This is a genomic window from Scandinavium sp. M-37 (assembly GCF_043558715.1).
Classification (GTDB): Bacteria; Pseudomonadota; Gammaproteobacteria; order Enterobacterales; family Enterobacteriaceae; genus Scandinavium; species Scandinavium vulneris_A.
In genome coordinates this window covers 1-26,522 of record NZ_JBIGIN010000004.1, presented here as the reverse complement: position 1 = coordinate 26,522, position 26,522 = coordinate 1, and the positions used below count along the sequence as shown (strand labels likewise).

25 protein-coding genes, 4 tRNA genes and 1 pseudogene are annotated in these 26,522 nt (G+C 54.1%); 17 read left to right on the top strand and 13 right to left on the bottom strand.

Annotated elements, in window-relative coordinates; genetic code table 11:
• Position 1 precedes the first annotated feature (1 nt).
• From ascF to ACG0Z5_RS04670, 6 genes and pseudogenes are all read right to left on the bottom strand, one after another.
• The gene (gene ascF / locus ACG0Z5_RS04695; protein WP_394445721.1) at positions 2-1,471 is read right to left on the bottom strand and encodes a PTS cellobiose/arbutin/salicin transporter subunit IIBC; all 1,470 of its coding nucleotides are present in this window, start codon (positions 1,469-1,471) and stop codon (positions 2-4) included.
• 685 nt (positions 1,472-2,156) lie between these two features.
• Positions 2,157-3,041 (bottom strand): hypothetical protein, encoded by an 885-nt coding sequence (locus ACG0Z5_RS04690; protein ID WP_394445719.1) that lies wholly within the window; start codon positions 3,039-3,041, stop codon positions 2,157-2,159.
• A 29-nt stretch (positions 3,042-3,070) separates the two neighbouring features.
• Positions 3,071-3,169, bottom strand: a pseudogene (locus ACG0Z5_RS04685) (type VI secretion system tube protein Hcp); the annotation flags it as partial.
• Positions 3,170-3,697: 528 nt separating this feature from the next.
• Positions 3,698-4,153 carry a hypothetical protein gene (locus ACG0Z5_RS04680; protein ID WP_394445717.1) on the bottom strand — a complete coding sequence of 152 codons (456 nt, stop codon included), beginning with the start codon at positions 4,151-4,153 and terminating at the stop codon, positions 3,698-3,700.
• A gap of 5 nt (positions 4,154-4,158) precedes the next feature.
• Complete coding sequence (locus tag ACG0Z5_RS04675; RefSeq protein WP_394445715.1) at positions 4,159-5,040, bottom strand: hypothetical protein; 882 nt, start codon at positions 5,038-5,040, stop codon at positions 4,159-4,161.
• Between the two features lie 29 nt (positions 5,041-5,069).
• Positions 5,070-5,549, bottom strand: a complete 480-nt coding sequence (locus ACG0Z5_RS04670) for an Hcp family type VI secretion system effector (RefSeq protein ID WP_394445713.1) — start codon at positions 5,547-5,549, stop codon at positions 5,070-5,072.
• Positions 5,550-5,875: 326 nt separating this feature from the next.
• On the opposite strand from ACG0Z5_RS04670, the gene ACG0Z5_RS04665 reads away from it, so the two are divergent.
• From ACG0Z5_RS04665 to ACG0Z5_RS04650, 4 genes are all read left to right on the top strand, one after another.
• Positions 5,876-6,889, top strand: coding sequence for a LacI family DNA-binding transcriptional regulator (locus tag ACG0Z5_RS04665; RefSeq protein WP_394445711.1), 1,014 nt, complete (start codon positions 5,876-5,878; stop codon positions 6,887-6,889).
• A 133-nt stretch (positions 6,890-7,022) separates the two neighbouring features.
• Positions 7,023-7,550: an electron transport protein HydN gene (gene hydN / locus ACG0Z5_RS04660; RefSeq protein ID WP_394445709.1), complete on the top strand. Its 528-nt coding sequence runs from the start codon at positions 7,023-7,025 to the stop codon at positions 7,548-7,550.
• A gap of 7 nt (positions 7,551-7,557) precedes the next feature.
• Positions 7,558-9,780: a carbamoyltransferase HypF gene (hypF, locus tag ACG0Z5_RS04655; RefSeq protein ID WP_394445947.1), complete on the top strand. Its 2,223-nt coding sequence runs from the start codon at positions 7,558-7,560 to the stop codon at positions 9,778-9,780.
• Complete coding sequence (locus ACG0Z5_RS04650; protein WP_394445945.1) at positions 9,780-10,796, top strand: HoxN/HupN/NixA family nickel/cobalt transporter; 1,017 nt, start codon at positions 9,780-9,782, stop codon at positions 10,794-10,796. The genes hypF and ACG0Z5_RS04650 overlap by 1 nt, the downstream gene beginning before the upstream one ends.
• Positions 10,797-10,835: 39 nt before the next feature.
• On the opposite strand, the gene gutQ is transcribed toward ACG0Z5_RS04650, so the two are convergent.
• The 7 genes from gutQ to srlA form a co-directional block, all read right to left on the bottom strand.
• On the bottom strand, positions 10,836-11,801 hold the full coding sequence (gutQ, locus tag ACG0Z5_RS04645) for an arabinose-5-phosphate isomerase GutQ (protein WP_394445707.1): 966 nt from the start codon (positions 11,799-11,801) through the stop codon (positions 10,836-10,838).
• Positions 11,794-12,567, bottom strand: coding sequence for a glucitol operon DNA-binding transcriptional repressor SrlR (gene srlR, locus ACG0Z5_RS04640; RefSeq protein ID WP_394445705.1), 774 nt, complete (start codon positions 12,565-12,567; stop codon positions 11,794-11,796). The genes gutQ and srlR overlap by 8 nt, the downstream gene beginning before the upstream one ends.
• Positions 12,568-12,630: 63 nt before the next feature.
• The gene (gutM, locus tag ACG0Z5_RS04635) at positions 12,631-12,990 is read right to left on the bottom strand and encodes a transcriptional regulator GutM (protein WP_394445703.1); all 360 of its coding nucleotides are present in this window, start codon (positions 12,988-12,990) and stop codon (positions 12,631-12,633) included.
• Between the two features lie 70 nt (positions 12,991-13,060).
• Entirely contained in the window at positions 13,061-13,840 is a 780-nt protein-coding gene (gene srlD / locus ACG0Z5_RS04630; RefSeq protein WP_319629457.1) for a sorbitol-6-phosphate dehydrogenase, read from the bottom strand.
• 15 nt (positions 13,841-13,855) lie between these two features.
• Complete coding sequence (gene srlB / locus ACG0Z5_RS04625) at positions 13,856-14,218, bottom strand: PTS glucitol/sorbitol transporter subunit IIA (protein ID WP_394445701.1); 363 nt, start codon at positions 14,216-14,218, stop codon at positions 13,856-13,858.
• A gap of 12 nt (positions 14,219-14,230) precedes the next feature.
• Complete coding sequence (locus tag ACG0Z5_RS04620; protein ID WP_394445699.1) at positions 14,231-15,187, bottom strand: PTS glucitol/sorbitol transporter subunit IIB; 957 nt, start codon at positions 15,185-15,187, stop codon at positions 14,231-14,233.
• Positions 15,184-15,747 (bottom strand): PTS glucitol/sorbitol transporter subunit IIC, encoded by a 564-nt coding sequence (gene srlA, locus ACG0Z5_RS04615; RefSeq protein ID WP_394445697.1) that lies wholly within the window; start codon positions 15,745-15,747, stop codon positions 15,184-15,186. The genes ACG0Z5_RS04620 and srlA overlap by 4 nt, the downstream gene beginning before the upstream one ends.
• A gap of 234 nt (positions 15,748-15,981) precedes the next feature.
• Here srlA and mltB point away from each other — a divergent pair, with 234 nt between their 5' ends.
• From mltB to ACG0Z5_RS04550, 13 genes are all read left to right on the top strand, one after another.
• On the top strand, positions 15,982-17,061 hold the full coding sequence (mltB, locus tag ACG0Z5_RS04610; protein WP_394445695.1) for a lytic murein transglycosylase B: 1,080 nt from the start codon (positions 15,982-15,984) through the stop codon (positions 17,059-17,061).
• Positions 17,062-17,266: 205 nt separating this feature from the next.
• Positions 17,267-17,977, top strand: a complete 711-nt coding sequence (locus tag ACG0Z5_RS04605) for a metal ABC transporter ATP-binding protein (protein ID WP_394445693.1) — start codon at positions 17,267-17,269, stop codon at positions 17,975-17,977.
• On the top strand, positions 17,974-18,834 hold the full coding sequence (locus ACG0Z5_RS04600) for a metal ABC transporter permease (protein WP_394445691.1): 861 nt from the start codon (positions 17,974-17,976) through the stop codon (positions 18,832-18,834). Before ACG0Z5_RS04605 ends, ACG0Z5_RS04600 begins: the two co-directional genes overlap by 4 nt.
• A 14-nt stretch (positions 18,835-18,848) precedes the next feature.
• On the top strand, positions 18,849-19,727 hold the full coding sequence (locus ACG0Z5_RS04595) for a metal ABC transporter substrate-binding protein (RefSeq protein ID WP_394445689.1): 879 nt from the start codon (positions 18,849-18,851) through the stop codon (positions 19,725-19,727).
• 137 nt (positions 19,728-19,864) lie between these two features.
• Complete coding sequence (gene pncC / locus ACG0Z5_RS04590; RefSeq protein WP_394445943.1) at positions 19,865-20,362, top strand: nicotinamide-nucleotide amidase; 498 nt, start codon at positions 19,865-19,867, stop codon at positions 20,360-20,362.
• A gap of 73 nt (positions 20,363-20,435) precedes the next feature.
• Entirely contained in the window at positions 20,436-21,494 is a 1,059-nt protein-coding gene (gene recA, locus ACG0Z5_RS04585; protein ID WP_319629451.1) for a recombinase RecA, read from the top strand.
• Positions 21,495-21,576: 82 nt separating this feature from the next.
• On the top strand, positions 21,577-22,077 hold the full coding sequence (recX, locus tag ACG0Z5_RS04580; RefSeq protein ID WP_394445686.1) for a recombination regulator RecX: 501 nt from the start codon (positions 21,577-21,579) through the stop codon (positions 22,075-22,077).
• A 132-nt stretch (positions 22,078-22,209) separates the two neighbouring features.
• Entirely contained in the window at positions 22,210-24,837 is a 2,628-nt protein-coding gene (gene alaS / locus ACG0Z5_RS04575; protein ID WP_394445684.1) for an alanine--tRNA ligase, read from the top strand.
• A 241-nt stretch (positions 24,838-25,078) separates the two neighbouring features.
• A complete protein-coding gene (gene csrA, locus ACG0Z5_RS04570) occupies positions 25,079-25,264 on the top strand; it encodes a carbon storage regulator CsrA (RefSeq protein WP_000906486.1) in 186 nt (61 codons plus the stop codon).
• A gap of 325 nt (positions 25,265-25,589) precedes the next feature.
• Positions 25,590-25,682, top strand: a tRNA-Ser gene (locus ACG0Z5_RS04565).
• A 3-nt stretch (positions 25,683-25,685) separates the two neighbouring features.
• Positions 25,686-25,762: transfer RNA gene (locus ACG0Z5_RS04560), tRNA-Arg, on the top strand.
• Between the two features lie 196 nt (positions 25,763-25,958).
• Positions 25,959-26,035, top strand: a tRNA-Arg gene (locus ACG0Z5_RS04555).
• A 174-nt stretch (positions 26,036-26,209) separates the two neighbouring features.
• Positions 26,210-26,286, top strand: a tRNA-Arg gene (locus tag ACG0Z5_RS04550).
• Positions 26,287-26,522 lie beyond the last annotated feature (236 nt).

Below are 26,522 nucleotides of genomic sequence, written 5' to 3'. Positions count from 1 at the left end.
GTTACCTCGCTTGTAAGGGTTGTTCAGTGACGGAGATGCCCTGTGCTTTACGGGCGTGTTCCGCGCCATCAACAGCAGAGGTCTCCTCCACCGGAATATCTTCAAAGCCGAGCAGCAGCGTCAGCACGAAGGAGAGCACCACGGCCAGCGCCATCACGCCAAATACCCAGACGATGGTCATCGGATTGGCAGGGTCAAAGAACTGAACGCTGGTAAATAGCCCAGGTGCGGCCATGGAATGGCTTGCCAGCCCGGCGATACCGGCGATTGCGCCGCAGATAAAACCGCTAATCAGGCTCGCAATCAGTGGGCGTTTCAGGCGAATCGCCACCCCGTACAGCGCTGGTTCAGAAATACCCGCCAGAATGGCCGATGCTGCCGCAGCCAGCGCCGTCTGGCGCAGTTCCGGGTTTTTAGTTTTCCATGCTACCGCCAGCGACGAACCGCCGAGCGACAGGTTGGCGCCAATTTCAGACGGCATCACCATCGCTTCTTTGCCGGTCGTGGCGATAGTTTGAATAATGGTCGGGGTAAACACGCGGTGCATCCCGGTCATCACCAGCAGCGGCCACAGTGCGCCCATAATCGCCACCGACAGCCAGCCCAGATAACCGTGGACGGTGTACACCAGCGCGGAGATCCCGCTGCCAATCCAGATCCCAATCGGGCCAATCAACAGAATAGCCAGCGGGGCGGCAATCAGCACAATCAGCATCGGCTTAAGGAAGTTTTTGGTTACCGCCGGGGTGATTTTGTCGACCCAGCGCTCGATGTATGACAGACACCAGGTCATCACCAGCGCCGGGATAACCGTATAGGTATATTTCACCGCCGTCACCGGAATCAATGCGAACTCAACGTGTTCACCCTGCGCGGCTTTGGCCATCAGTTCGATAAAGCTCGGGTGCACCAGCACGCCCGCAATCGCAATCGCTAGCGACATATTGGTTTTGAATTTCACCGCCGCAGAGGCGGCAACCATCAACGGCAGGAAGAAGAACGCGCCATCGCCAATAACCGTCAGAATGGTCAGGGTTGGCGCACCTTTGCTCAGCACGCCGGACATCTCCAGCACCATCGCCAGCAGTTTCACCATCGAACCGCCAATGATCGCCGGGATCAGCGGGGACATGGTGCCGATCAGCGCATCCAGAATGCCCGCGCCGATCCGACGTAGCGTCAGCTTCTGCGGACCCGTGTCTACCGCGGGCTGCAGGTTGTCCGGCAGCAAGCAGACGACCTCTTTGTAGGCCTGCGAAACGGTGTTGCCGATGATAACCTGGCACTGATTATCGCTGCGTACCACGCCAAGCACGCCTTTGAGGGATTTAAGCGTAGCGGCATCGGCCAGCGTCGGATCGTTAAGCACAAAACGCAGTCGCGTCATGCAGTGGGTCGCGGCGGTGATGTTGTCGGCACCGCCCAGGGCTGTCACCACATCCCGGGCCAGCGCGGCATAATTTTTCGACATCGGATCATTCCATCTTATTGTGATTAAAATTTGTGTAGGAAACCGGTTCCACAAAATCATGAAGATATCGTGGTGGTGAAACAAGAGAATGAGAGGATCTATTTTGTTTTCGTGAGCTTGATCTGATTTTAGTGAGCAGGGGTTTTGTGGATAACAGGGTGATTGCCTGATGGGGGGCTTAAGCAGAACAGGTAGTCAGAATCTGGTTTTTTTCAGGATCATTAATTGAATTCATTGTTTACTATTGTCTTGCAGATGGCGTAATCAGTGACAAAGTAATGTTTGAGTTTAGGGTCTTCACAGTTTTTGTATGGTGTGAATATCGCAAGGTAAAGATAAAAAAGTAAGGAGGTTGCATTTATTGTAATAAATAATAAAAATATCACCATTGTAAAAATACCGACTCTTTGATGCGATTTTTTAGATGGTTTTTTAGTCTCTGGAAATATTGTGATTAATATATAGGCAATTAAAAAAATAAACAAAGGAAAGGTAGAAGCTAATGCAATACTTCTGCCATCAAACCAGAAGTATTCGCTATTAGTGAATACAAGTAAAAGATCGTCATAAGGTAACCAAAGAATAAAGAAGGTGAATGCGCTGCAAAATAGTATGCAAAAAATCCTGGCAGCAGGCAGTAATGATTTTTGAAAACAAGAAAGGGGTTTAATGTTCATTTTTATCTCTAATTATGAATGCTATAAAACAAAGAGTTTTTAGGGCCGCCATGCTGATTGTTCCATTTGCGAATTTTTTGTTCTTCCTCAAAAGCCTCGCGTAGCCATTTTTTCACTTTAATTGACCAGTAGTATTGTGAGTCTAACTGGTTTAATTCTATATTTAATCCTACCCCGATTAAAACGACAAATAAAGTTGTAAGGACTACAAATGGGCATAACAACGATATTACCCCACCAACCGCGACTGCGACAACGGTAGAAACTAACGTCTTCGCCGTATCCATAATAACATCACCAAAGAAGTCCACGAGGGTGTACTCTTTTTTAAATATGAGCTCTATTGCACGAAAGGCCAGTGAAAAGTAAACGCAGAATTTTATTCCTTTAACGACGGTATGTGCCGCGCCTCGCCAGCCGATCCCCAGTTCAAGTAATTGTGGATTCGTTGCCTTATAACGGGTGCCATTCAGAATACGCCGTAGGCTGGGATAGCCGGTGACTTTGATATACGTTTCAGCACCATATTTGCAGGCGACCGCCTTGATGCCGAGCCCTTTTAGGTTAAATTTCAGCTGATCCGCTTCGTTAAGATAGGTGGTTAAATTACCGAGAGTGTTTTTGCCGTCCCAGATATCCTTAATGTTGCCGCCGCCCAGCTTGTAAGAGAAAAAATCATCCGCCGTGCCCGTGAGGTCACTCAGAATGCCTCTGGCTTCCCCAAGCGTCAGTAACATGTAGTGCTGGGTATTTTTCGCCAGCAGTTCTTCCATATGCGCAAGCGTGTTGATATACGGATGGTCAGGTACCAGCTGGTTAATCTGCTGCTCACCGCGTAAAACGCCGCCAACCGAATCCGCCCATGTTGCGTTCTTTCCTTTAAAAACAGGCATACACACTTCTCCATACAGAAGGATAAACGTTAAAAAACTCTGTCTTCCCAGATGCTGTAGGCGCTGGTTCCGGCAATGCAATGTTCCCAGCTGATTGACTGATAAGAAAAGGAAACGCTTTCCTGCGGTTCTTCGCCAGTGTGATGAATGTTATGGGGGATATGCAGGTGTGCAGCCAGAGCCTTATGGCCGACTGAGTTCTGAGTGAGGCAAGATTTTAATATCAAGCCTTGTCTTTTACCATTGAGCAATAAGTAAGTTAAGCCAGCCATATGAATGATCCTTATTCATCAGTTCTTTGTATAAATTATAAGTGAAGGGCGGTTCGTTATCTGAATTGTCTGGCAGTATTCTCCGTTAACAATAAACAGGCAATATAAAATAACGAAAAGTTCGGGTGTAGTTAATCAATGCGCACGAATAAACAAAATGCTCTGTTATCTATTAATGACTCCGCTAAATAACAATGGTGAATACAAACACATCCCCGCTGTTCCCGTGTTGGTGTGTCCAAAGCCACCCTATCCTGGGCCAGCGCGGCAAAATCATTCGACATCGGGCCATTTCATCTTAATGTGATTAATATTTGTGTGACGAACCGGTTCCATAAAAATCATGAAGAGACGGGTTGTCAAAATCTGGTTATCTTGATGTCATTAATTTAACTCATTATTTACAATTGTATTGCAGATGGCGTAATCAGTGACAAAGTAGTGTTTGAGTTTAGGGTCTTCACAAGATTTGTATGGGGTGAAGACGGTAATGTACAGATAGAAAAATAGTGATAATACGTTCATAAATACAAGACATGAAATAGATGAAATGGCGAGAGCAACACTGAAGTTGTCAAGGGCTCTTGGTTGTCGGTGTGTTTTAGAAAAAATTGCAATAAGCACTACAAAAATTATATATATGAAAAATGGAACTATCGATAAAAGCGCTACACGCTTCCCATCGTACCAAAAAAAATCGTTTCCATAAAAATATAAAAAAATATCTTGGTAAGGTAAGTGAAGCGCAAACCATGCTAAAACACTTATTATTACAGTTAATGCTAGCAATCCAAAACGCAGAAGCAGTTGTCTTAGTATTTTTTCATAATTTTTTTTCATGGTTTTTAATTGTGTATATTATGTAGTGGATTGTATTTATTAAAGGAGTGCGTTGTGTTCCATTTATAAACCCTGTCTTGCTCTATGAGTGCTTCGAGAATTTTAGATTTCAGAGATGTAGACCATTGATATTGATTATCAAGAACATTCAATCCTATATTGGTAGCAACGCCAATAGCGATTACTAATATCATTGTTACTACAACTGGTAATACTGCAATCAATAAGCCTGCGGAAACTCCGGCTACCACAGCAGAAACTAACGTCTTCGCCGTATCCATAATAACATCACCAAAGAAGTCCACGAGGGTGTACTCTTTTTTAAATATGAGCTCTATTGCACGAAAGGCCAGTGAAAAGTAAACACAGAATTTTATTCCTTTAACGACGGTATGTGCCGCGCCTCGCCAGCCGATCCCCAGTTCAAGTAATTGTGGATTCGTTGCCTTATAACGGGTGCCATTCAGAATACGCCGCACGCTGGGATAGCCGGTGATTTTGATATACGTTTCAGCACCATATTTGCAGGCGACCGCCTTGATGCCGAGTCCTTTTAGGTTAAATTTCAGCTGATCCGCTTCGTTAAGATAGGTGGTTAAATTACCGAGAGTGTTTTTGCCGTCCCAGATATCCTTAATGTTGCCGCCGCCCAGCTTGTAAGAGAAAAAATCATCCGCCGTGCCCGTGAGGTCACTCAGAATGCCTCTGACTTCCCCAAGCGTCAGTAGCATGTAGTGCTGGGTATTTTTCGCCAGCAGTTCTTCCATATACGCAAGCGTGTTGATATACGGATGGTCAGGTACCAGCTGGTTAATCCGCTGCTCACCGCGTAAAACGCCGCCAACCGAATCCGCCCATGTTGCGTTCTTTCCTTTAAAAACAGGCATACACACTTCTCCATACAGAAGGATAAACGTTAAAAAACCCTGTCTTCCCAGATGCTGTAGGCGCTGGTTCCGGCAATGCAATGTTCCCAGCTGATTGACTGATAAGAAAAGGAAACGCTTTCCTGCGGTTCTTCGCCAGTGTGATGAATGTTATGGGGGATATGCAGGTGCAGGTCCGCTATTCGCGCCTCGGTCAGTTTGATTTTATAGTAACGTTCCATGCATCCGGCTGTAGCCGTGCGATAAAAATCGAACTCACAGGTCAATGATTCATTCTCTGAGATGGCATTTGCCAGTAACGGCGATGATTTATCGGCAGGTTTAATAATAGTGAGATTGTGATGGCTAACATTTTGTTCCCGCGAAAGGTTATGCGAGAGAGAAAAGACAAAGATTTGGTTCTGGTGTGCAATCAGTGCCTTATTGCCGACTGAGTTCTGAGTGAGGCAACCTTCTGATATTAAGCCTTGTCTTTTACCATTGAGCAATAAGTAAGTTAAGCCAGCCATATGAATATTCCTTATTCATCAGTTCTTTGTATAAATTATAAGTGAGGGGCAGTTCGTTATCTGAATTGTCTGGCAGTATTCTCCGTTAACAATAACCAGGCAATATAAAATAATGGAAAGTGCGAGTGGAACTAACCGATACGCACGAATAAACAAAAACGTTCTGTTGTCTATTAATGACTCCACTAAATAACAGTGGTGAATACAACTACTGATCTGATGTTCCCGACCAGGTGTCAGGGAATCCGTATGGCGCGGACAAATCGCTGCAAACTCTGCTGCGCTGAAGTAAACTTTCGGCCATCGAAAAATCGGGGATGAGCAACATGGCAACGATGCTGGAAGTGGCGAAGCGCGCTGGCGTGTCGAAAGCTACCGTATCCCGCGTGCTGTCGGGCAATGGCTACGTCAGCCAGGAAACGAAAGATCGGGTGTATAAAGCGATCGACGAGAGCGGTTATCGGCCAAACCTATTGGCGCGTAACCTGGCGACTAAAAAGAGCCAGACGCTCGGTCTGGTAGTGACCAACACCCTGTATCACGGGGTCTATTTTAGTGAGCTGTTGTTTCATGCCGCACGTCTGACGGAAGATCAGGGCCGCCAGTTGATCCTCGCCGATGGGAAACACAGCGCGGAAGAGGAGCGGGCGGCGATCCAGTATCTGCTCGATTTGCGCTGTGACGCGATCATCATCTATCCGCGCTTTCTGACACCGGATGAAATGGACGAGATAATCCTCAGTCACGATCGGCCGATCATGGTGCTCAACCGTCGATTGCGCCGCAACGCCAGCCACTGCGTGTGGTCAGATCAAAAAGCCTCCAGCGAGGCGGCGGTGGAGCAGTTGATTGCCCAGGGCCATCGCGACATTGCCTTTATCACCGGGTCGCTGGATTCCCCGACCGGGATTGAACGTCTTGCAGGTTACAAAGCGGCGCTGGAACGTCACGATATTGCGCTGCGTGACCAGTGGATTGTCGAAGGAAAATGGACGCCCGCCACCGGGGCGGCGGCTGTTGCCATCTTGCTTGCCCGCGGGGTGGCATTCAGTGCGCTGGTCGCCAGTAACGATGATATGGCCATCGGGGCCATCAAACAGCTTACAACCGCGGGGCTGAAGGTGCCGGAGCAGGTGTCGGTTATCGGCTTCGATGATATCGCCCTCGCGCCCTATACCCTGCCTGCTCTTTCCAGCGTCAAAATCCCGGTCACGGCGATGATTGAAGAAACCATCAACCGTTTGATTTTTATGCTCGATGGCGGTGAATTTAATCTTCAGCAATCCTTCCCCGGGGAGCTTATCTTACGCGACTCCGTCACCGCCGGACCTTTCGCCTGATGTCCGTCAACTGTCGTCGTCATTAATGACGACGACAGGGAATGCAAATCCTAATTCGTTGATAAATAGCCATTTTAATAATGGCGCGGAAAATGCATAACCCCGGCCTTAATGCTAAAGGCTGGAGGAATGGATGAACCGGTTCATCATCGCGGAAGCGAGCAAATGTATTGGCTGTCGCACGTGCGAAATCGCCTGCGCGGTCGCGCATCAGGCGGATCAGGATTGCGCGGCACTGACGCCGCAAACCTTCTTACCACGTATTCACGTTGTCAAAGGCGTCAATCTGTCGACGGCCACCGCCTGTCGTCAATGTGAGGACGCCCCCTGCGCCAACGTTTGTCCGAACGGCGCGATTGCCCGTGAAAATGGTTTCGTGCATGTAATGCAGGAGCGCTGCATCGGGTGTAAAACCTGCGTGGTGGCGTGCCCTTATGGGGCGATGGAAGTGGTGGTTCGCCCGATACTGCGCACCAACGGGTTTGGGATGCAGGTAAAGATGGAAAAAGCTGAGGCCAACAAGTGCGATTTGTGCCACACGCACGCAGACGGCCCGGCCTGCGTGGCCTCGTGCCCGACCTTCGCTTTGACCTGTGTCGATCGTGCGGCGCTGGACAAGCTCAATGCGGAGAAACGTCTCCGGACAGCCCTGGCATTCTGAGATGGTGATGAACGGAGTGGCTATTCGCGTGCGCGGCAAAGTGCAGGGCGTCGGGTTCCGCCCGTTTGCCTGGCAGATAGCGCAGCGGTTAGGCCGCGTGGGCAATGTGAGTAATGATGCCGAAGGGGTGCGGGTGCACCTCGTTGGTGCAGAAATGGGCTTTGTTGCTCAACTTGAAGCCCATTGCCCCGTTTTGGCGCGCATCGATTCCACTGAGATCACACCGTACCACTGGGCTAACATCCCCGACGACTTCACCATAATTCAAAGCGGTGCCGGGCAGATGAGCACGCAGATTGTACCGGATGCCGCCACCTGTCCGGCGTGTCTGGCAGAGCTTACTGATCCGCGCCATCGCCGTTATCGCTACCCGTTTATCAACTGCACCCACTGTGGTCCGCGCTTTACGATAATCCATGCTATGCCCTACGACCGCCCCTTTACGGTGATGGCGGCGTTTCCACTGTGCCCCGCCTGTGAAAAAGAGTATCGCGACCCGCGCGACCGGCGTTTCCACGCTCAGCCGGTGGCCTGTGCCGAATGCGGCCCGCAGCTACGCTGGCAATCTCAAACCCAGCATCAAACTGGCGACGCGGCGCTGGCGGCGGCCGTGGATAGGCTGGCCAACGGCGGCATTGTGGCCCTGAAAGGGCTGGGCGGTTTTCACCTCGCCTGCGATGCCGGAAACGTCTCGGCGGTTGCCAGGCTTCGCGAACGCAAGCGACGTCCGGCCAAACCGCTGGCAGTGATGCTGGCGGAGGATAATTCCCTGCCGAAACAGGCACAAAAATTGCTTAACACTCCCGCGTCGCCGATTGTGCTGGTCGATAGTCAGCATGTAGCGGGCCTGTGTGAAGGCATCGCCCCGGGTCTGGATGAGGTCGGCGTGATGCTGGCGTCCAACCCACTTCAGCATCTGCTAATGCAGGCGCTGAAACGTCCGCTGGTGATGACTTCGGGCAACCTGAACGGCAAACCTCCGGCGATAACCAATGATGATGCCCTGACGGATCTGGCAGATATTGCCGACGGTTTCTTGCTTCACAACCGCGATATCGTGCAGCGCATGGATGATTCGGTCGTGCGGCAAAATGGCGACATGTTGCGTCGGGCCCGCGGTTTTGTGCCGGATGCGTTGCCGTTGCCGCCGGGTTTTGTCGATGTACCACCGTTGTTGTGCTGCGGGGCGGATTTGAAAAATACCTTTTGTCTGGTGCGCGGTCAGGACGCGGTGCTGAGCCAGCATTTGGGCGATCTGTCGGAGGAGGGCGTGGAGGCGCAGTGGCGTAAAGCGCTGTCGTTGATGCAGTCGATTTACGCCTTTAGGCCTGAAAAAGTGGTAGTGGATGCGCACCCAGGATATCGCTCCGTGCAGTGGGGCCAGCAGCTGGGCCTTCCCTGTGAGGTGGTGCTACATCATCACGCACACGCCGCGGCGTGCATGGCGGAACACGGCTGGCCGAGGGACGGTGGCGACGTGATTGCCCTGACGCTTGACGGGATTGGGATGGGTGAAAACGGTGAACTGTGGGGCGGAGAATGCCTGCGGGTGAACTACCGGGAATGCGAGCATCTTGGTGGATTACCGGCGGTGGCGCTACCCGGTGGGGATCTTGCTGCGCGCCAGCCGTGGCGTAATTTGCTGGCGCAGCGTCTGGCGTTTATGCCGGAAGGGGCGTCGTTGGTGTCGTTACAACGCCATCCCGTCGAGGCGCTGGCGCGGGCGGTGGCCCGCGGCATCAATGCCCCTATGGCATCGTCGTGCGGGCGTTTGTTTGATGCGGTGGCGAGTGCGCTGGACTGCGCGCCGGATACGCTGAGCTATGAAGGGCAGGCGGCTTGTTTACTGGAAACGTTAGCGCAACATGGTGCCGCAACCGAGCATCCACTGACGCTGCCTTTTCACAATAACACGCTGAATTTACAGATTTTCTGGCAGCAATGGCTGAACTGGCCAGCGGCTGTCGCAGATAAAGCCTGGGCTTTTCATGATGCGCTGGCCTGCGGGCTGGCGCAGATGATGCGCTATCACGCACAAACACGCGGGATAAGTACCCTGGTGTTCGGCGGCGGTGTGCTGCATAACCGGCTGCTGCGCGCCCGGCTGGCGTTTTATCTGTCTGGTTTTACACTTTTGTTCCCGCAGCGTCTGCCCGCAGGCGACGGCGGAATTTCATATGGGCAGGCGGTGATTGCCGCTGCCCGCCTCCAGGAGGAAAAGAACGGATGATGCTGATTACGCTTTTACGCCAACAGCCGCGCGCGGCGCTGCTGGTTATCGGGTTGCTACTCGCCAATTTGCTGGCCTGGTGCTGGGCATGGCAGGTATTTGGGCAGAGCGGGGCGCTAATGGCCGCCAGCCTGCTGGCCTGGGGATATGGCCTGCGTCATGCGGTCGATGCCGACCATATCGCCGCCATTGATACCGTTACGCGTAAAATGATGCAGCAGGGCAAGCGTCCGTTCGGCGTCGGGGCGTGGTTCTCTCTGGGGCATTCGTCGATTGTGGTGCTGGCCTCGGCAGCGATCGCTGCGACCGCGACCGCGTTCCAGCAGCACATGAGCTGGTTCCATGAAACCGGCAGCCTGATTGGCACCGCGGTGTCCTCACTCTTCCTGCTGGCGATGGCCTTCGTCAACCTGATTATTCTGCGCGGCATCTGGCGCAGCTTCCGGGCCTTCAAACAGGGTAAATCCTTCAACAGCGATCCGGTCGCCAGCGGTGGGATGATGAGCTGGCTGTTTGGCAAAACTTTTCGCCTGATCGACAAAAGCTGGCACATGTACCTGGTCGGTTTTCTGTTCGGCCTCGGCTTTGATACAGCCACCGAAATCGGCGTGTTGGGCCTGACCGCCGCCAGTGCCTCCAGCGGAATGTCTATCTGGAGCATCATGATTTTCCCGGCGCTGTTTGCCAGCGGTATGGCTCTGGTGGATACCCTTGATAATGTGCTGATGGTTGGCGCGTATGGCTGGGCGTTCAATAAACCGCAGCGCAAGCTGTACTACAACATGACCATTACCGGTACCTCGGTGGTGGTGGCGCTGTTTATCGGTGGCCTTGAGGCACTGGGTCTGCTGATGGATAAATTCGGCTTGAATGGTGGGGTGTGGAACTGGGTCGGCGCCCTGAATGATAACCTTGGCAATGCCGGATTTATGGTTATCGGGCTGTTCGTCGTCTGTTGGGTGGTGTCGTGGGTGGTGTATCGCTGGCGCGGGTATGACGCCCTGCCAGTGGCGTAATGTGGCGAAGGCCGTTGACCCGGCCTTCGTGTAGCGCGATTAAAGAATACCGGCCTGATAGAAATCCTGCAGGTTGATTGCCCCGCACAGCAGGCCGTTATCATCCACCACCGGCGCGGCGGCGATTTTCCGTTTCATCAGCACTTCTTTCGCCTCAACCGCGCGGCTTTCCGCATTCAGCGTGATGCCGCCCTGGGTCATGGCTTCTGCCACTTCTGCCGCCAGCGTACCGCCGCCAACCAGCCAGCGACGCAGGTCGCCATCGGTAAAGACGCCTTGTACCCGGCCGCTTTCGTCACACACCACCACCAGCCCCAGGCCGGTACGGCTCAGTTCCAGCATCGCGTCCATCACGCTGGTGGTGAGTTTAACCTGCGGAATGGCATCTCCGGTGCGCATCAGGTGATGCACTTTGTTCAGCAAACGCGCGCCTAATGCACCCGCCGGATGGGAGCGGGCGAAGTCCTCCTCGTTGAAGCCGCGCGCCTGCATCACCGCCATCGCCAGAGCGTCGCCCATCATCAGGGTGTTGACGGTGCTGGAGGTGGGGGCGAGGTGCATTGGGCAGGCTTCGCGTTCGACAGAAATATCCAACGTGGCCGTTGCCGCGAGCGCCAGCGGTGAGCGGATTTTGCCGGTCATTGCCAGCAGCGCGACCGATTTTTCCTGCAGCCGCGGAATGATCAGATCAAGCTCTTTGGCAGCGCCGGAGTAAGAGATAAAGAGCATCACGTCGCGGCTTTCGATCATCCCCAGATCGCCATGCAGGGCTTCTGCCGGATGGACGAAGAAAGCCGGGGTACCGGTGCTGGCCAGCGTCGCGGCAATTTTTTTGCCGATATGCCCGGATTTGCCGATCCCGGAGACAATCACTTTGCCTTCGCTTTGAATAATGGTGTTGGCGGCACGAACGAAATCATCGCCAAGCCTGTCCGGCAGGCGGCTTGCTTCCTGCAGTTCCAGCATCAGCGTCTGGCGGCCAGCGTTAAGCAGAAAATCACTCATCTTTTTCTCCCGTTACGATGACGTTGATTCCTTTCTCTTCCAGCGCTTTTTTAAACGCCGGATCGATACCCGCGTCGGTAATCAGTTTATCGACGCTTTCAAGGCTGCAGACGATGTTGGGGCTTTTGCGGCCAAACTTTGACGAATCCGCCATCAGAATCACTTCCCGGGCGGCGTTGCACATTGCCTTACTGACGCTGAACACTTCGTTAAACGTGGTCACGCCCGCATTAAGATCGATGCCGTCGGTGCCCATAAACAGTTTATCAAAGCTGAAATGCTCGAAGGCGTTCTCGGCCAGTTGCCCGTGGAAGGAGGCGGATTTTTTGCGGAACGTGCCGCCAGGCATCAGGATGGTTTGTTCGTTATCCACTTCGGACAGGGCATTAACGATATGCAGGCTGTTGGTCATCACCGTGATGTTATTAAAGTGGCTGAGCATCGGGATCATCTGCAGCACCGTACTGCCCGCGTCGAGGATAATCGAGTCGCCGTCATGGACAAATTTAACCGCGGCTTCGGCTATCAACGCTTTCTGATGGGTATTGATCAGCGTTTTATGATCGATAGGCGGATCGGCCTCGTCTTTATTGAGCATCACCCCGCCGTAGGTTCGGATCACTGCCCCGGCGTTTTCGAGGTGTACCAGGTCTTTGCGTATCGTCGTGCCGGTGGTGTCAAAGAATTGGGCGAGTTCCTCTACTGAACATTTTCCCTGCTTTTGCAAATGTTCAATAATGGCCGCCTGCCGCTGACGTGGTTTCATTGGCGTTGAGTTCCTTAAGTTGCGAAATGATAATTTCGCAAGCTTATACCGTTCACAACGAAATTATCCATGTTTCAATTTAAGCGCTAATGATAGTGCATTCTGACAGCGTGAATCATGGGGAAAGATCACATCAGGCTGTAATTGTTGTAGGGGCGTGCCGTTGATTGCCGGAATTTTCACCGGCCTGGCGAAAATCGTCAGTCCACGCAGCATTAATGAGTCACATACCCGGTTGTGTTCATCGAGGGCGATGGCAACCACCACCCGGGGTTTGAATCGCCCACCGGAGCGCCCGATGCCGACGCGCCCTTTTTGGCACAGCGCATCAAATGCCCGGTTGAACTGATGGAGCTGCCAGCCGCCGAGAACCAGCTGGCTCAGCCAGGCGATCGCGGCGACGGTGATGAGAGTGGTTATCATGTTTACTCCCTTGAGTGATTGCCGGATGGCGTGTAGGCCCGGTAAGCAACGCGCCACCGGGCATGACGCCTTAGAACATCACCTGTCCACCGGTGACATTGATGGATTGTCCCGTGCAGTAAGACGCTTTCGGGCTGGCGTAAAACAGCAGCATGTTGAGCACATCCTGATAGTCGCAGCCGCGCTTAAGCGGGACTTTATCAATGTAATACTGCTCTACTTCGTCCGCTTTGAGGCCAAGCTTGGTGGCGTACTGCGGCAACAGTGACTGGAACATTGGCGATTTCAGCAAATTGCCGAGCATCAGCGAATGCACGGTGATGCCGTATTCCGCCAGATCCAGCGCCAGGGACTGCGTCAGCCCCACGCCGCCAAATTTTGCCGCGCTGTAGCCGGAATTGTGTTTGCTGCCCACTTTGCCGGATTTGGAGTTGATCTGAATGATGCGCCCCTGAATGCCGTCGCGGATCATCAGCCGTGAAAACTCGCGGGCGCAGAGGAAATAGCCCACCAGGTTCACCTGCAAGGAGCGATCAAAATCGCCTAATGCGAAGTCGCTGATAAACGCGGCTTTGGCAATGCCTGCGCTATACACCAGCAGATCGGTGCGGCCAAAGATCTCATCCACGCCGCGCGCCAGCGCCATCACGCTCTGTTCGCTGGTGGCATCGGCGCCAAAGCCGTACGCCATTCCTTCACCAAATTCCTGATTGATGACCGCAGCGACCCGCGCCGCTTTTTCACTTTGAATATCCACCACTGCGACACGATAGCCTTCTGTGGCAAGCCCACGGCAAAGAAACTCCCCTAAGGTTTGTCCTCCGCCAATGACAACGGCAACCTGATTCATGGTTCTCTCCTTAAATTACGCAACGAATTTTACAGTGCAGCCAGCCTGAAGCGCCTCGGGTACTGGCCCGGTGACGTGCACGGTCCCGGGAAACTCGGCTTCGGTCTGACCATCAAAACGCAGGGTGATATGCCCCAGCTCACGCAGGTTCTGCTCGGCCACATCGCCCACGGCGGTGACCGGGTAGCAGATGTCGTCCAGCTCGAGCTGGCTGCCGGGGCGCAAAGCGCCTTTCAGCTCCCCGTGGCAGTGAATAAAACAGTACTCTTCGATATCCGCCGGGGCGCCCTCGCGAAAGGTGATCAGCATTTTGTCGCACAACGCATCGGGGGCGCTCTGGCCGATGCGGGTTATGGTGGTCTGATAAATCACGGTCATGACGGACACCTCTTATTGATAAATAAATCCGGAAACGAACCAGGCGATCAGCACCGTCGGGGCGCCGGTCAGGAAACGGCTCACCAGCACTGAGGGCACCCCCACACGAACCGTGTCCTGCCGCGCTTCGGCAAGCGAGAGGCCCACCGGAATAAAGTCACATGCCGCCTGCGCATTAATGGCGAACAGAGCGGGCAGGGCGAGATGCGGAGGAATGTTGCCCAGACCGATTTGCACCCCAATCAGGACGCCAATCACCTGCGCAATCACCGCGCCTGGGCCGAGGAACGGGGACAGCAGCGGGAAGGAGCAAATCAGCGCCAGCGTCACCAGACCTAACGGATGGCTGGCGAGAGGGGCGAGGCCGTGCGCAATCCAGTCGCCCAGGCCGGAGGCCATGATGATGCCGATCAGCGCCGAGACGAACGCCATAAACGGCAGGATAGTTTTCAGCACCGTGTCGATGGTGTCGCGCCCGGACTGGAACAGCACCGCCACGGCAGAGCCCATGCCCATCCCGACTTTTGCCAGCAGGCCATCACTTTGTTCGGTGATTTTTTTACGGGTGTCATATTCGCGGGGACCGGCTTTTTGGGGCGCAGTGCCGTCAACCCGACGGATGTTGTCCTCCCTGACGCCAGAGACATAAATATCTTCCACAATGTGCTGTGACAGCGGCCCGGATTTCCCCGTTGAGTGAATATTGACGGTGGGGATCCGACGTTTTGGATAGAGACCGCAGCGCAGCGTGCCTCCGCAGTCGATCACCGCGACCCCGATTTCTGATTCGGGTGGTTCGCCCTCTTTAAAGCCGTCTACTGCTTCCCAGCCAGTGAGCTCACTCAGCTTGTCGACAATCGCCGGGCGAGTGCCTGCGGTGATGTAGACGATTTTTTTTCCTTCGACGGCGTCAAGTTCCAGCGGGCCACCCCAGCCACCTTCGCCTTTTTCAATTCGAATGCGCGTCATGCGATAGCTCCTGAAAGTCGGACTTTTTGTTCAAGCTGAATGCCCATTTTTTTCTCGAAAATGGCGGTGGTCAGATCGGTTATCCAGCCGCGGAAGAAATTGGTGAAAAGACCGACCAGCAGATAGCTAACCGCCAGAGGCCCCAGCGGTAGGCCGAGCGTGGTCAGGCCGTTAGCGACCCCGAGGTACACAAACAGTTCGCCTGGATTGATGTGCGGAAACAGGCCGTTCATCGAATGGCAACTGTAGGACGCGGCGGCGTAGTAGCTCGGCTTGTATTTCTCGGGCATAAAGCGGCCCAGGCTTAACGTCATCGGATTACAAAAAACGAAGGTGCCAATGCAGGGCAGGACCAGGTAGCGGGAGACGGGATTGCCCGCGCAGCGCTGAGCGAATCGCTCAATGCGGTGCTGGCCGATGAAGTTAATGAGGGCATTCATGATAACCAGCAGGCTGATCAGCAGCGGCAGAATACCGGTCACCATCCCGGTAAAAACTTCTCCGCCTTTCTGAAACAGCCCGATGAACCATTCGGCACCGTGGGTAATGATTTCTATCATTCTTCTCTCCTGTGGGCTTTTATTGTTTAACTGGCGCCAATAATAATCACTTTGAAAGGTTTTTAAGTGTTAACCAGATCTCAAAGTGAAAGATAAACCGATTATTTTGAAAGTTATTGCGAGGTGAGACGGAAAGTGAACAAAGATTTTTTTTAACCGCAGGTAGCGCTTCCTTGTGAGGTCGGGGATGCTTTACCATATTTATCTCTGCCGAATTAGCTAAATGGATGTCACATGTTGATGCGTCGTTACCTGACCTTACTCCCGCTCTGCGTGCTGGTCGCTGCCTGTAGCAGCAAACCGAAAACGGCCGAAGCGCCGACCACCACTACTGCTTCTGGCGGATTCTTGCTGGAGCCGCAGCATAACGTGACCATGATGGGCGGTGACTTCGCTAACAACCCGGCGGCGGAACAGTTCATTGATTCGATGGTCAGCAAACACGGTTTTGACCGTCAGCAGCTGCATGAAATTCTTTCCCAGGCCAAGCGTCTGGATTACGTGCTGCGCCTGATGGACAGGCAGGCTCCTACCGCACAGGTCCCGACCGGGCCGAACGGGGCATGGCTGCGCTATCGCAAACAGTTTATTACTCCGGATAATGTGCAAAACGGCGTAGTGTTCTGGAATGAACATCAGGATGCGCTTAACCGCGCCTGGCAGGTATACGGCGTGCCGCCGGAGATTATCGTCGGCATTATTGGGGTGGAAACCCGCTGGGGCCGGGTGATGGGTAAAACCCGAATTCTGGATGCGCTGGCGACGCTGTCGTTCAACTATCCGCGCCGCGCGAAGTATTTCTCCAGCGAACTGGAAACCTTCCTGCTGATGGCTCGTGACGAACAGGACGATCCGTTGGATCTGAAAGGGTCATTCGCGGGCGCGATGGGTTACGGTCAGTTCATGCCGTCGTCCTATCAGCAATACGCCGTGGACTTCAACGGTGACGGGCATATCAACCTGTGGGATCCGGATGATGCCATTGGCAGCGTCGCCAACTACTTCAAACAGCATGGCTGGGTGAAAGGCGATCAGGTTGCTGTCATGGCGGCAGGTCAGGCCCCGGGTCTGGATAACGGTTTCAAAACCAACTACAGCATTTCGCAACTTTCTGCAGCCGGATTATCCCCGACGCAGTCGTTGGGCGACCATCAGCAGGCGAGCCTGCTGCGCCTGGATATCGGCACCGGGTATCAGTACTGGTATGGCTTGCCGAACTTCTACACCATCACCCGTTACAACCACAGCACGCACTATGCGATGGCGGTCTGGCAGCTTGGCCAGGCTGTGGCGATGGCGCGCGTCCAGCAGTAATTCTCTTCCCCTCCTGCGAGTCTTGCGGGAGGGGAGTCTGAAACATTTCGATACAGCCTTGCACTAAGCCCTCGATTTACAAGTTTCATCAATCTCATTATTGTTATGTTATAACGTAATTGAGGTTTGCCATGACGTCTTTCTCCCTGTTTAACGCATCCGGCCTGCTGCGGCTGGCTTTTGCCCTGATCCTGTTGGTTTTGCTATGGCTGGCAACTTGCTGGGCGGTGGCCCTGCCATGATCGAACTGGATAACCTTGTCGCGGGCTATGATCGGCTGGCAATCACCCCCACGCTGTCCGGCACGATAGAAAAAGGATCGCTGACGGCGATCGTGGGCATTAACGGCTGCGGTAAATCCACGTTGTTGAAAACCCTGGCCGGGTTTATTCCGCCGGTGAGCGGGCAGCTTCACTGGCGTGGGCCGCGGCCGGTGATCGGCTGGCTGGCGCAGCGTCATGCCCTGGAATCGCAGTTTCCGCTCACCGTTTATGATGTGGTGAGTCAGGGCGCATGGCCGCGCGTTTCTTTGTTTCGTGGGCTGAAAGGGGATATACGCCGCAAAATTGACTCGGCGCTGGAGCGGGTCGGGCTGACACTACTCAGCGCCTCGCCGATTGAAGCGCTTTCCGGCGGCCAGTTTCAGCGCATGCTGTTTGCCCGGGTGCTGGTGCAGCAGGCGCCGCTGGTAATGCTGGATGAACCGTTCACCGGCATTGACGAAGCGACCAGCCAGGTACTGATGGAGCTGATTGTAGGGATGCACCGCAGCGGGCAAACGGTACTGGCGGTACTGCATGACAATCAGCGCGTGGCCCGGCACTTTCCTGAAACGCTGTTACTGGAATCACAGCGCGCCCGGTGGGGCGTCACAACCTCCATTCTGACGGCCTTTGAACACGCGAGGCGTGCATGATCTGGCATACCTTCTTCCAACCTTTCATCGAATTTGGCTTTATGCGGCGGGCGCTGGTGGTGTGTCTGGCGCTGTCGGTCAGTACCACTATGCTGGGGGTTTTCCTGCTGCTGCGCAGGATGAGTCTGATAGGCGACGCGCTCTCGCACGCGATTCTGCCGGGTGTCGCTGTGGGGTATCTGTTGAGCGGCATGTCGCTGCTGGCGATGACCGTGGGCGGTTTTATCGCCGGGATTGCGGTGGCGCTGATTGCGGGCTGGGTCAGTCGTCGAACGCCCCTTAAAGAGGATGCCAGCTTTGCCGGATTCTATCTGGGCTCGCTGGCGCTGGGCGTGACCCTGGTCTCGCTGCGTGGTTCCAGCGTCGATCTGCTGCATTTACTGTTTGGTTCGATTCTGGCAGTGGATAACAACGCCGCGCTGTTTGTTTCCGGCGTGTCCAGCCTGACGCTGGTGGTGATGGCATTGCTGTATCGCGGCCTGGTCAGTGAGGCCTTTGACAGCGCATGGCTGGAGGTGAATGCCCGCCGTCTGCCGTCGCTGCTGCATGGGTTATTTCTGGCGCTGCTGGTGATCAATCTGGTGGCAGGTTTCCAGGTGCTCGGTACCCTGATGGCGGTGGGCGTCATGATGCTTCCGGCGATTGCCGCTCGCTGCTGGGCGCATACGCTGCCGTGCATTTTACTCTTCGCGGCGGTCAGCGGTGCGTTCTGCGCCTGGCTGGGGCTGAGCCTCTCCTGGACAGCCAATTTGCCCGCCGGGCCGTCGATCGTACTGACCGCCAGTGTCCTGTTTTTCATTTCGGTGTTTTTTGGCACGCGCAGCCGGCTGGCTTTCAGCCTGCGAGCGCTATTTTAACGCAAGGGGAAAAGATGAAACGTACGGGGATTATTCTGGCGCTGACGCTGAGCGCACTGTCGCAGGGCGTGATGGCGAAAACGCTGAACGTTGTCACCAGTTTTTCGGTGCTCGGCGATATGGTGCAGCAGGTAGGCGGGGAACATGTGCATGTTGATACGCTGGTCGGGCCGGATGGCGATCCGCATACCTTCGAACCGTCGCCGCAAGACAGTGTGCTGTTGAGCAAGGCCGACGTGGTGGTGGTCAACGGGTTGGGTCTGGAAGGCTGGATTGACCGGCTGGTGAAGGCCTCGGGGTTTAAGGGCGAGCGGGTGGTGGCTTCCCAGGGGGTGAAAACGCATACCCTGGATGAAGATGGGAAAACCGTGACCGATCCGCATGCCTGGAACAGTGCGGCCAATGGGGCGTTGTATGCGCAGAACATCCTGGCCGGGCTGGTGAAAGCGGACCCGCAGGACGAAGCGGCGCTGAATGCCTGCGGGCAGAAATATATCGCTCAGCTACAGCAAATCGACGGCTGGGCGAAGGCGCGCTTTAACGCCATCCCGCAGGCGAAACGCAAAGTGCTGACCAGCCACGATGCGTTTGGCTATTTTGGCCGCGCGTATGGCGTGACCTTTATGGCCCCGCAGGGACTGTCGTCAGAAAGCGAGGCCAGCGCAGCGCAGGTGGGGACGTTGATCCAACAGATTAAGGCGGATGGGGTACATACCTGGTTTATGGAAAATCAGCTTGATCCGCGTTTGGTCAAACAGATAGCGTCTGCCACGGGGGCGCAGCCGGGTGGCGAGCTATATCCCGAAGCGTTATCGAAACCGGGCGGGGTGGCCGACAGCTACGCCAGCATGTTGCGTCATAACGTAGAGACGCTTGCCAATAGTATGAAGTAATTCTGAGATGCGCCCTGGACGAATGGGGCGCTGCATGATTTTTCTGAAGCGTGCTCGTAAAATTGCTACCCCATCTCCCTCTCCCCCCAGAAAGTGGTATCGTGAGCAGCATGTTTTTCAGGCTGTAAGGAATCATGATGACCGACAGTGAATTGATGGCGTTCAGCGAACAGGTTGGGCTGGCATTGAAAGCCCAGGGCGCGACCGTCACGACCGCAGAATCCTGCACCGGGGGCTGGATAGCCAAAGTGCTGACGGATATTTCAGGCAGTTCCGCCTGGTTTGAACGCGGATTTGTGACCTACAGTAACGAAGCTAAATCGCAGATGATTGGCGTGAGCGAAGAGACGTTACTGCGCCACGGCGCGGTCAGCGAACCGGTGGTGGTCGAAATGGCAATAGGTGCGCTGCGAGCGGCGCGTGCCACCTATGCTCTCTCGGTTAGCGGCATTGCCGGGCCGGACGGCGGCAGTGAAGAAAAGCCGGTTGGCACCGTGTGGTTCGGGCTTGCCTGCGTAAATGGGCAGGGTTTTACCCGTCGGGAATGCTTCCCTGGCGACCGCGAAGCCGTGCGCCGTCAGGCGACCGCGTATGCCCTGCAACTGCTGTGGCAACAATTTCTACAAAACACTTGATACTGTATGACCATACAGTATAATTGCGTCATCAAAACAGAATTTACGCGTTAACACCCGGACAGGAGTAATAATGGCTATCGACGAAAACAAACAGAAAGCGTTGGCGGCAGCACTGGGCCAGATCGAAAAGCAATTCGGTAAAGGCTCCATCATGCGCCTGGGTGAAGACCGTTCCATGGATGTGGAAACCATCTCCACCGGCTCGCTTTCTCTGGACATCGCGCTGGGCGCTGGCGGCCTGCCGATGGGCCGTATCGTTGAAATTTACGGACCGGAATCCTCCGGTAAAACCACGCTGACGCTGCAGGTTGTTGCCGCCGCACAGCGTGAAGGTAAAACCTGTGCGTTTATCGACGCAGAACACGCGCTTGACCCGGTCTATGCTCGCAAGCTGGGCGTTGATATCGACAACCTGCTGTGTTCCCAGCCGGACACCGGTGAGCAGGCGCTGGAAATCTGTGACGCGCTGGCACGTTCTGGTGCAGTAGACGTTATCGTTGTCGACTCCGTTGCAGCGCTGACGCCGAAAGCGGAAATCGAAGGCGAAATCGGCGATTCTCACATGGGCCTCGCGGCACGTATGATGAGCCAGGCGATGCGTAAGCTGGCCGGTAACCTGAAGCAGTCCAATACCCTGCTGATCTTCATCAACCAGATCCGTATGAAAATTGGTGTGATGTTTGGTAACCCGGAAACCACCACCGGTGGTAACGCGCTGAAATTCTACGCCTCCGTGCGTCTCGACATCCGCCGTATCGGTGCGGTGAAAGAGGGCGATAACGTGGTGGGCAGCGAAACCCGCGTGAAGGTCGTGAAAAACAAAATCGCGGCACCGTTCAAGCAGGCTGAATTCCAGATCCTCTACGGCGAAGGTATCAACTTCTACGGTGAACTGGTCGATCTCGGCGTGAAAGAGAAGCTGATCGAGAAAGCCGGTGCCTGGTACAGCTATAACGGCGACAAAATCGGTCAGGGTAAAGCGAACGCTATCTCCTGGCTGAAAGAGAACCCGGCTGCGGCGAAAGAAATCGAGAAGAAAGTCCGTGAGTTGCTGCTGACCAATCAGGACGACAAACCGGCCTTCACCGTTGACGATAACAGCGTTGAAGAAACCAACGAAGATTTCTAATCCTTGTTGAAGCCAAAGGGCCGCTGATGCGGCCCTTTTTGCATTTCAGACTACCCATTTTTTTCAGCAAAGAGGAACCGCTATGACTGAAAGTTCACCCCGTCGTTCTGCTTATGCTCGCTTGCTGGACAGAGCCATCCGCATTCTGGCGATGCGCGATCACAGCGAAAAAGAGCTGCGTCGTAAGCTGGTGGCACCGGTTCTGACGAAAAACGGCCCCGAGCCGATTGATGCCCCGCCGGAAGAAGTCGATAAGGTCGTGGCCTGGTGTCAGGAGAGTAACTATCTCGATGATGCCCGATTCACCCGCCAGTTTATCGCCAGCCGCAGCCGGAAAGGTTATGGCCCGGCGCGCATTCGCCAGGAGCTGAATCAGAAAGGCATTAGCCGGACTGACATCGAGCACGCGATGTATGACTGCGACATTGACTGGATGGCGCTGGCACGCGACCAGGCGCTGCGAAAATACGGCGAACCGCTTCCCACCGCGTTTGCCGAAAAAGTAAAGGTGCAGCGATTTCTCCTTAACCGTGGCTATTTGATGGAAGATATCCAGCAAATATGGCGAAATTTTGCCGACTGAGTCACTCGGTATTTTACTTCCCTCCCAAGAAAACTTATCTTATTCCCACTTTTTTCCGCAAGGTTGCCTGACTGTCTAAAAACTGTTCAGCTGCCGCCTGCAACAATCCGTTAGCGTGATTCCAGGATAATTATGAGCAAGAGCACCGCTGAGATCCGTCAGGCGTTTCTCGACTTTTTCCATAGTAAGGGACATCAGGTAGTTGCCAGCAGCTCCCTGGTGCCAAACAACGACCCGACTCTGCTGTTTACCAACGCCGGGATGAACCAGTTCAAGGATGTGTTCCTTGGTCTCGACAAGCGTAATTATTCCCGCGCGACCACCTCGCAGCGCTGCGTGCGTGCGGGCGGTAAGCACAACGATCTGGAAAACGTCGGTTACACCGCGCGTCACCACACTTTCTTCGAAATGCTGGGCAACTTCAGCTTCGGCGACTACTTCAAACACGATGCTATCCAGTACGCATGGGAATTGCTGACCGGTGAAAACTGGTTTGCACTGCCTAAAGAGCGTCTGTGGGTCACCGTGTACGAAACCGATGACGAAGCGTTTGAAATCTGGGCCAACGACGTTGGTGTTCCACGTGAGCGCATAATCCGCATCGGCGACAACAAAGGCGCGCCGTATGCGTCTGATAACTTCTGGCAGATGGGCGATACCGGTCCGTGCGGTCCGTGTACCGAAATCTTCTTCGATCATGGCGATCACATCTGGGGTGGCCCTCCGGGTAGCCCGGAAGAAGACGGCGACCGTTACATCGAGATCTGGAACATCGTCTTCATGCAGTTCAACCGTCAGGCTGACGGCACCATGGAACCGCTGCCGAAGCCGTCCGTGGATACCGGTATGGGCCTGGAGCGTATCGCGGCTGTATTGCAGCACGTGAACTCGAACTATGACATCGACCTGTTCCGTACCCTGATTCAGGCCGTGGCAAAAGAGACCGGTGCGACCGATCTCAGCAACAAATCGCTGCGGGTGATCGCCGACCACATTCGTTCCTGTGCGTTCCTGATTGCTGATGGCGTTATTCCGTCGAATGAAAACCGCGGCTACGTGCTGCGTCGTATCATTCGTCGTGCCGTTCGTCATGGAAATATGCTCGGCGCGAAAGAGAGTTTCTTCTGGAAACTGGTCGGCCCGTTGATTGAAGTGATGGGTTCCGCTGGCGACGAACTGAAACGTCAGCAGGCGCAGGTTGAGCAGGTTCTGAAAACCGAAGAAGAGCAGTTTGCCCGTACGCTCGAGCGTGGTCTGGCGCTGCTGGATGACGAACTGTCGAAGCTGAAAGGCGATACGCTGGATGGCGAAACAGCCTTCCGTTTGTATGACACCTACGGCTTCCCGGTTGACCTGACGGCGGACGTTTGCCGTGAGCGTAATCTTAAAGTGGACGAAGCTGGCTTCGAAGCCGCAATGGAAGAACAGCGTCGTCGTGCGCGTGAATCCAGCGGTTTTGGTGCTGATTACAACGCGATGATCCGCGTGGATAGCGCCTCCGAATTTAAAGGCTATGACCATCTGGAACTGAACGCGAAAGTCACCGCACTGTTCGTGGAAGGTAAAGCCGTTGACAGCATTGCCGCAGGCCAAAGCGCCGTGGTTGTGCTGGATCAGACTCCGTTCTATGCCGAATCTGGCGGCCAGGTTGGCGATAAAGGTCAGCTGAAAGGTGCCGGTTTTGCGTTCGACGTCAACGACACGCAGAAGTACGGTCAGGCGATTGGTCATCTCGGTACGCTGAGCAACGGTTCCCTTAAAGTGGGTGACGCTGTGCAGGCAGACGTCGACGAAGCGCGTCGTGCCCGTATTCTGCTGAACCACTCTGCGACGCATTTGATGCACGCGGCGCTGCGCCAGGTGCTTGGCACCCACGTTGCGCAGAAAGGATCCCTGGTGAATGACAAAGCGCTGCGCTTTGACTTCTCCCATAATGAAGCGATGAAGCCGGAAGAGATTCGTGCAGTAGAAGATCTGGTCAATGCTCAGATCCGTCGTAACCTGCCAATCGAAACCCACGTGATGGAACTGGAAGACGCGAAAGCTAAAGGTGCCATGGCGCTGTTTGGCGAGAAATATGACGACCGCGTTCGCGTTCTGAGCATGGGCGATTTCTCTACCGAACTGTGTGGCGGTACTCACGCCTCTCGCACCGGTGATATCGGCCTGTTCCGCATCACGTCCGAATCCGGAACGGCGGCAGGTGTGCGTCGTATCGAAGCGGTGACCGGTGAAGGGGCTATCGCCAGCCTGCATACGCAGAGCGATGTGCTGAGCGATGTGGCGCATCTGCTGAAAGGCGATAGTCACAACCTGACAGACAAAGTCCGTTCAGTCCTGGAACGTACTCGTCAGCTGGAAAAAGAGCTACAGCAGCTGAAAGAGCAGGCTGCCGCGCAGGAGAGTGCGAATCTCTCCAGCAAAGCCGAAGAAATCAATGGCGTAAAACTGCTGGTGAGCGAACTCACTGGCGTTGAGCCGAAGATGCTGCGTACTATGGTCGACGATCTGAAGAACCAGTTGGGTTCCACGATTGTGGTGTTGGCTACGGTCGCGGATGATAAGGTTTCTCTGATTGCGGGCGTCTCTAAGGATGTGACGGACCGTGTTAAAGCAGGGGAATTGATTGGTATGGTCGCCCAGCAGGTGGGTGGTAAAGGGGGCGGTCGTCCTGATATGGCGCAAGCCGGTGGTACGGATGCAGCGGCTCTCCCGGCCGCACTGGCTAGCGTAAAAGCGTGGGTCAGCGCAAAACTGTAATAACTATAAAACGCAGGGGACGCCTTTATCCATAGGGTTGAGGCGTCCTGTATAAGCAAGACTGACAACGATAAAGTCAGGTTGAAATTGTGTAAATCGGCTAAACTTACGTTTAACAGAATGTAATGCCGTGACTGCTTACACGTTTACGTGTTTGTCATCGCTTACTTTTTGGCGTTATATGATGGATAATGCCGGGATACAAGAGACCCGACTCTTTTAATCTTTCAAGGAGCAAAGAATGCTGATTCTGACTCGTCGAGTTGGTGAAACCCTCATGATTGGCGATGAGGTCACCGTGACAGTTTTAGGGGTGAAGGGCAACCAGGTACGCATCGGCGTAAACGCCCCTAAAGAAGTCTCTGTCCATCGTGAAGAGATCTACCAGCGTATCCAGGCTGAAAAATCCCAGCAGTCCAGTTACTAAGTTTCCTGCGTCTCACTGCCCGGTGAGACGCAAGCTCTCGCTTTCTACGTTTTTCCCCCTTCTGTTGTCATATCTGCTCTGAATATCTCGTGCTTTATTGCTGGTTTCCCTTTCTGACCTCTCACTGTTTACGTATTTATCTCTGGCGCTTTGTGTTGATAAATCGCTCTTTTTGCCGTTTTTACAGGCTAATTGAGCGTGAAGTGTGCAAACGATAAAAGGTCTGGAAAAATTGTTTGACTTATAAGTCCCAGAAAGTAATATGTGCGCCACGCAGCGACGATGAGCTCTAACGAGTAATTCGAAGCACTCGCAAGAGGCGTATGGTGAGGTGGCCGAGAGGCTGAAGGCGCTCCCCTGCTAAGGGAGTATGCGGTCAAAAGCTGCATCCGGGGTTCGAATCCCCGCCTCACCGCCATTTGCATCCGTAGCTCAGCTGGATAGAGTACTCGGCTACGAACCGAGCGGTCGGAGGTTCGAATCCTCCCGGATGCACCATCTTCTCCTTGCTATCAGCAATGATAGAGCGCCTGAGAAACTCTCATTCTCAGTAAGTGCCAGAGAAGATAACGTTGCTTAAGCAACGGCCCTTTAGGGCAAGCCTTCGGTGAGTAACTCTGCCGGAAGCACCATCTTCATCAGTGTTGCGGCATGATGAGTGACATTGAGTCAGTAGTACCCTAGTAATTCCGATGCATCCGTAGCTCAGCTGGATAGAGTACTCGGCTACGAACCGAGCGGTCGGAGGTTCGAATCCTCCCGGATGCACCATATTCTCCGAGTTATCAGCGATGATAATGTGCCAGAGAGAGAGAAATACTCTCATAAGCACAAGGGAGGATAACGTTGCTTCAGCAACGGCCCTTTAGGGCGAGCCTTCGGCGAGTCATCCTCCCGGATGCACCATATTCTCCGAATTATTAGCAGTAAATCAGCAGTCCCGATGCATCCGTAGCTCAGCTGGATAGAGTACTCGGCTACGAACCGAGCGGTCGGAGGTTCGAATCCTCCCGGATGCACCATCTTCTCCGAGTTATCAGTGATGATAATGTGCTAAAGAGAGAAATCCTCTCAGCAAGCACAAGGGAAGATAACGTTGCTTCAGCAACGGCCCTTTAGGGCGAGCCTTCGGCGAGTCATCCTCCCGGATGCACCATCTTCTCCGAGTTATTAGCAGTAAATCAGCAGTCCCGATGCATCCGTAGCTCAGCTGGATAGAGTACTCGGCTACGAACCGAGCGGTCGGAGGTTCGAATCC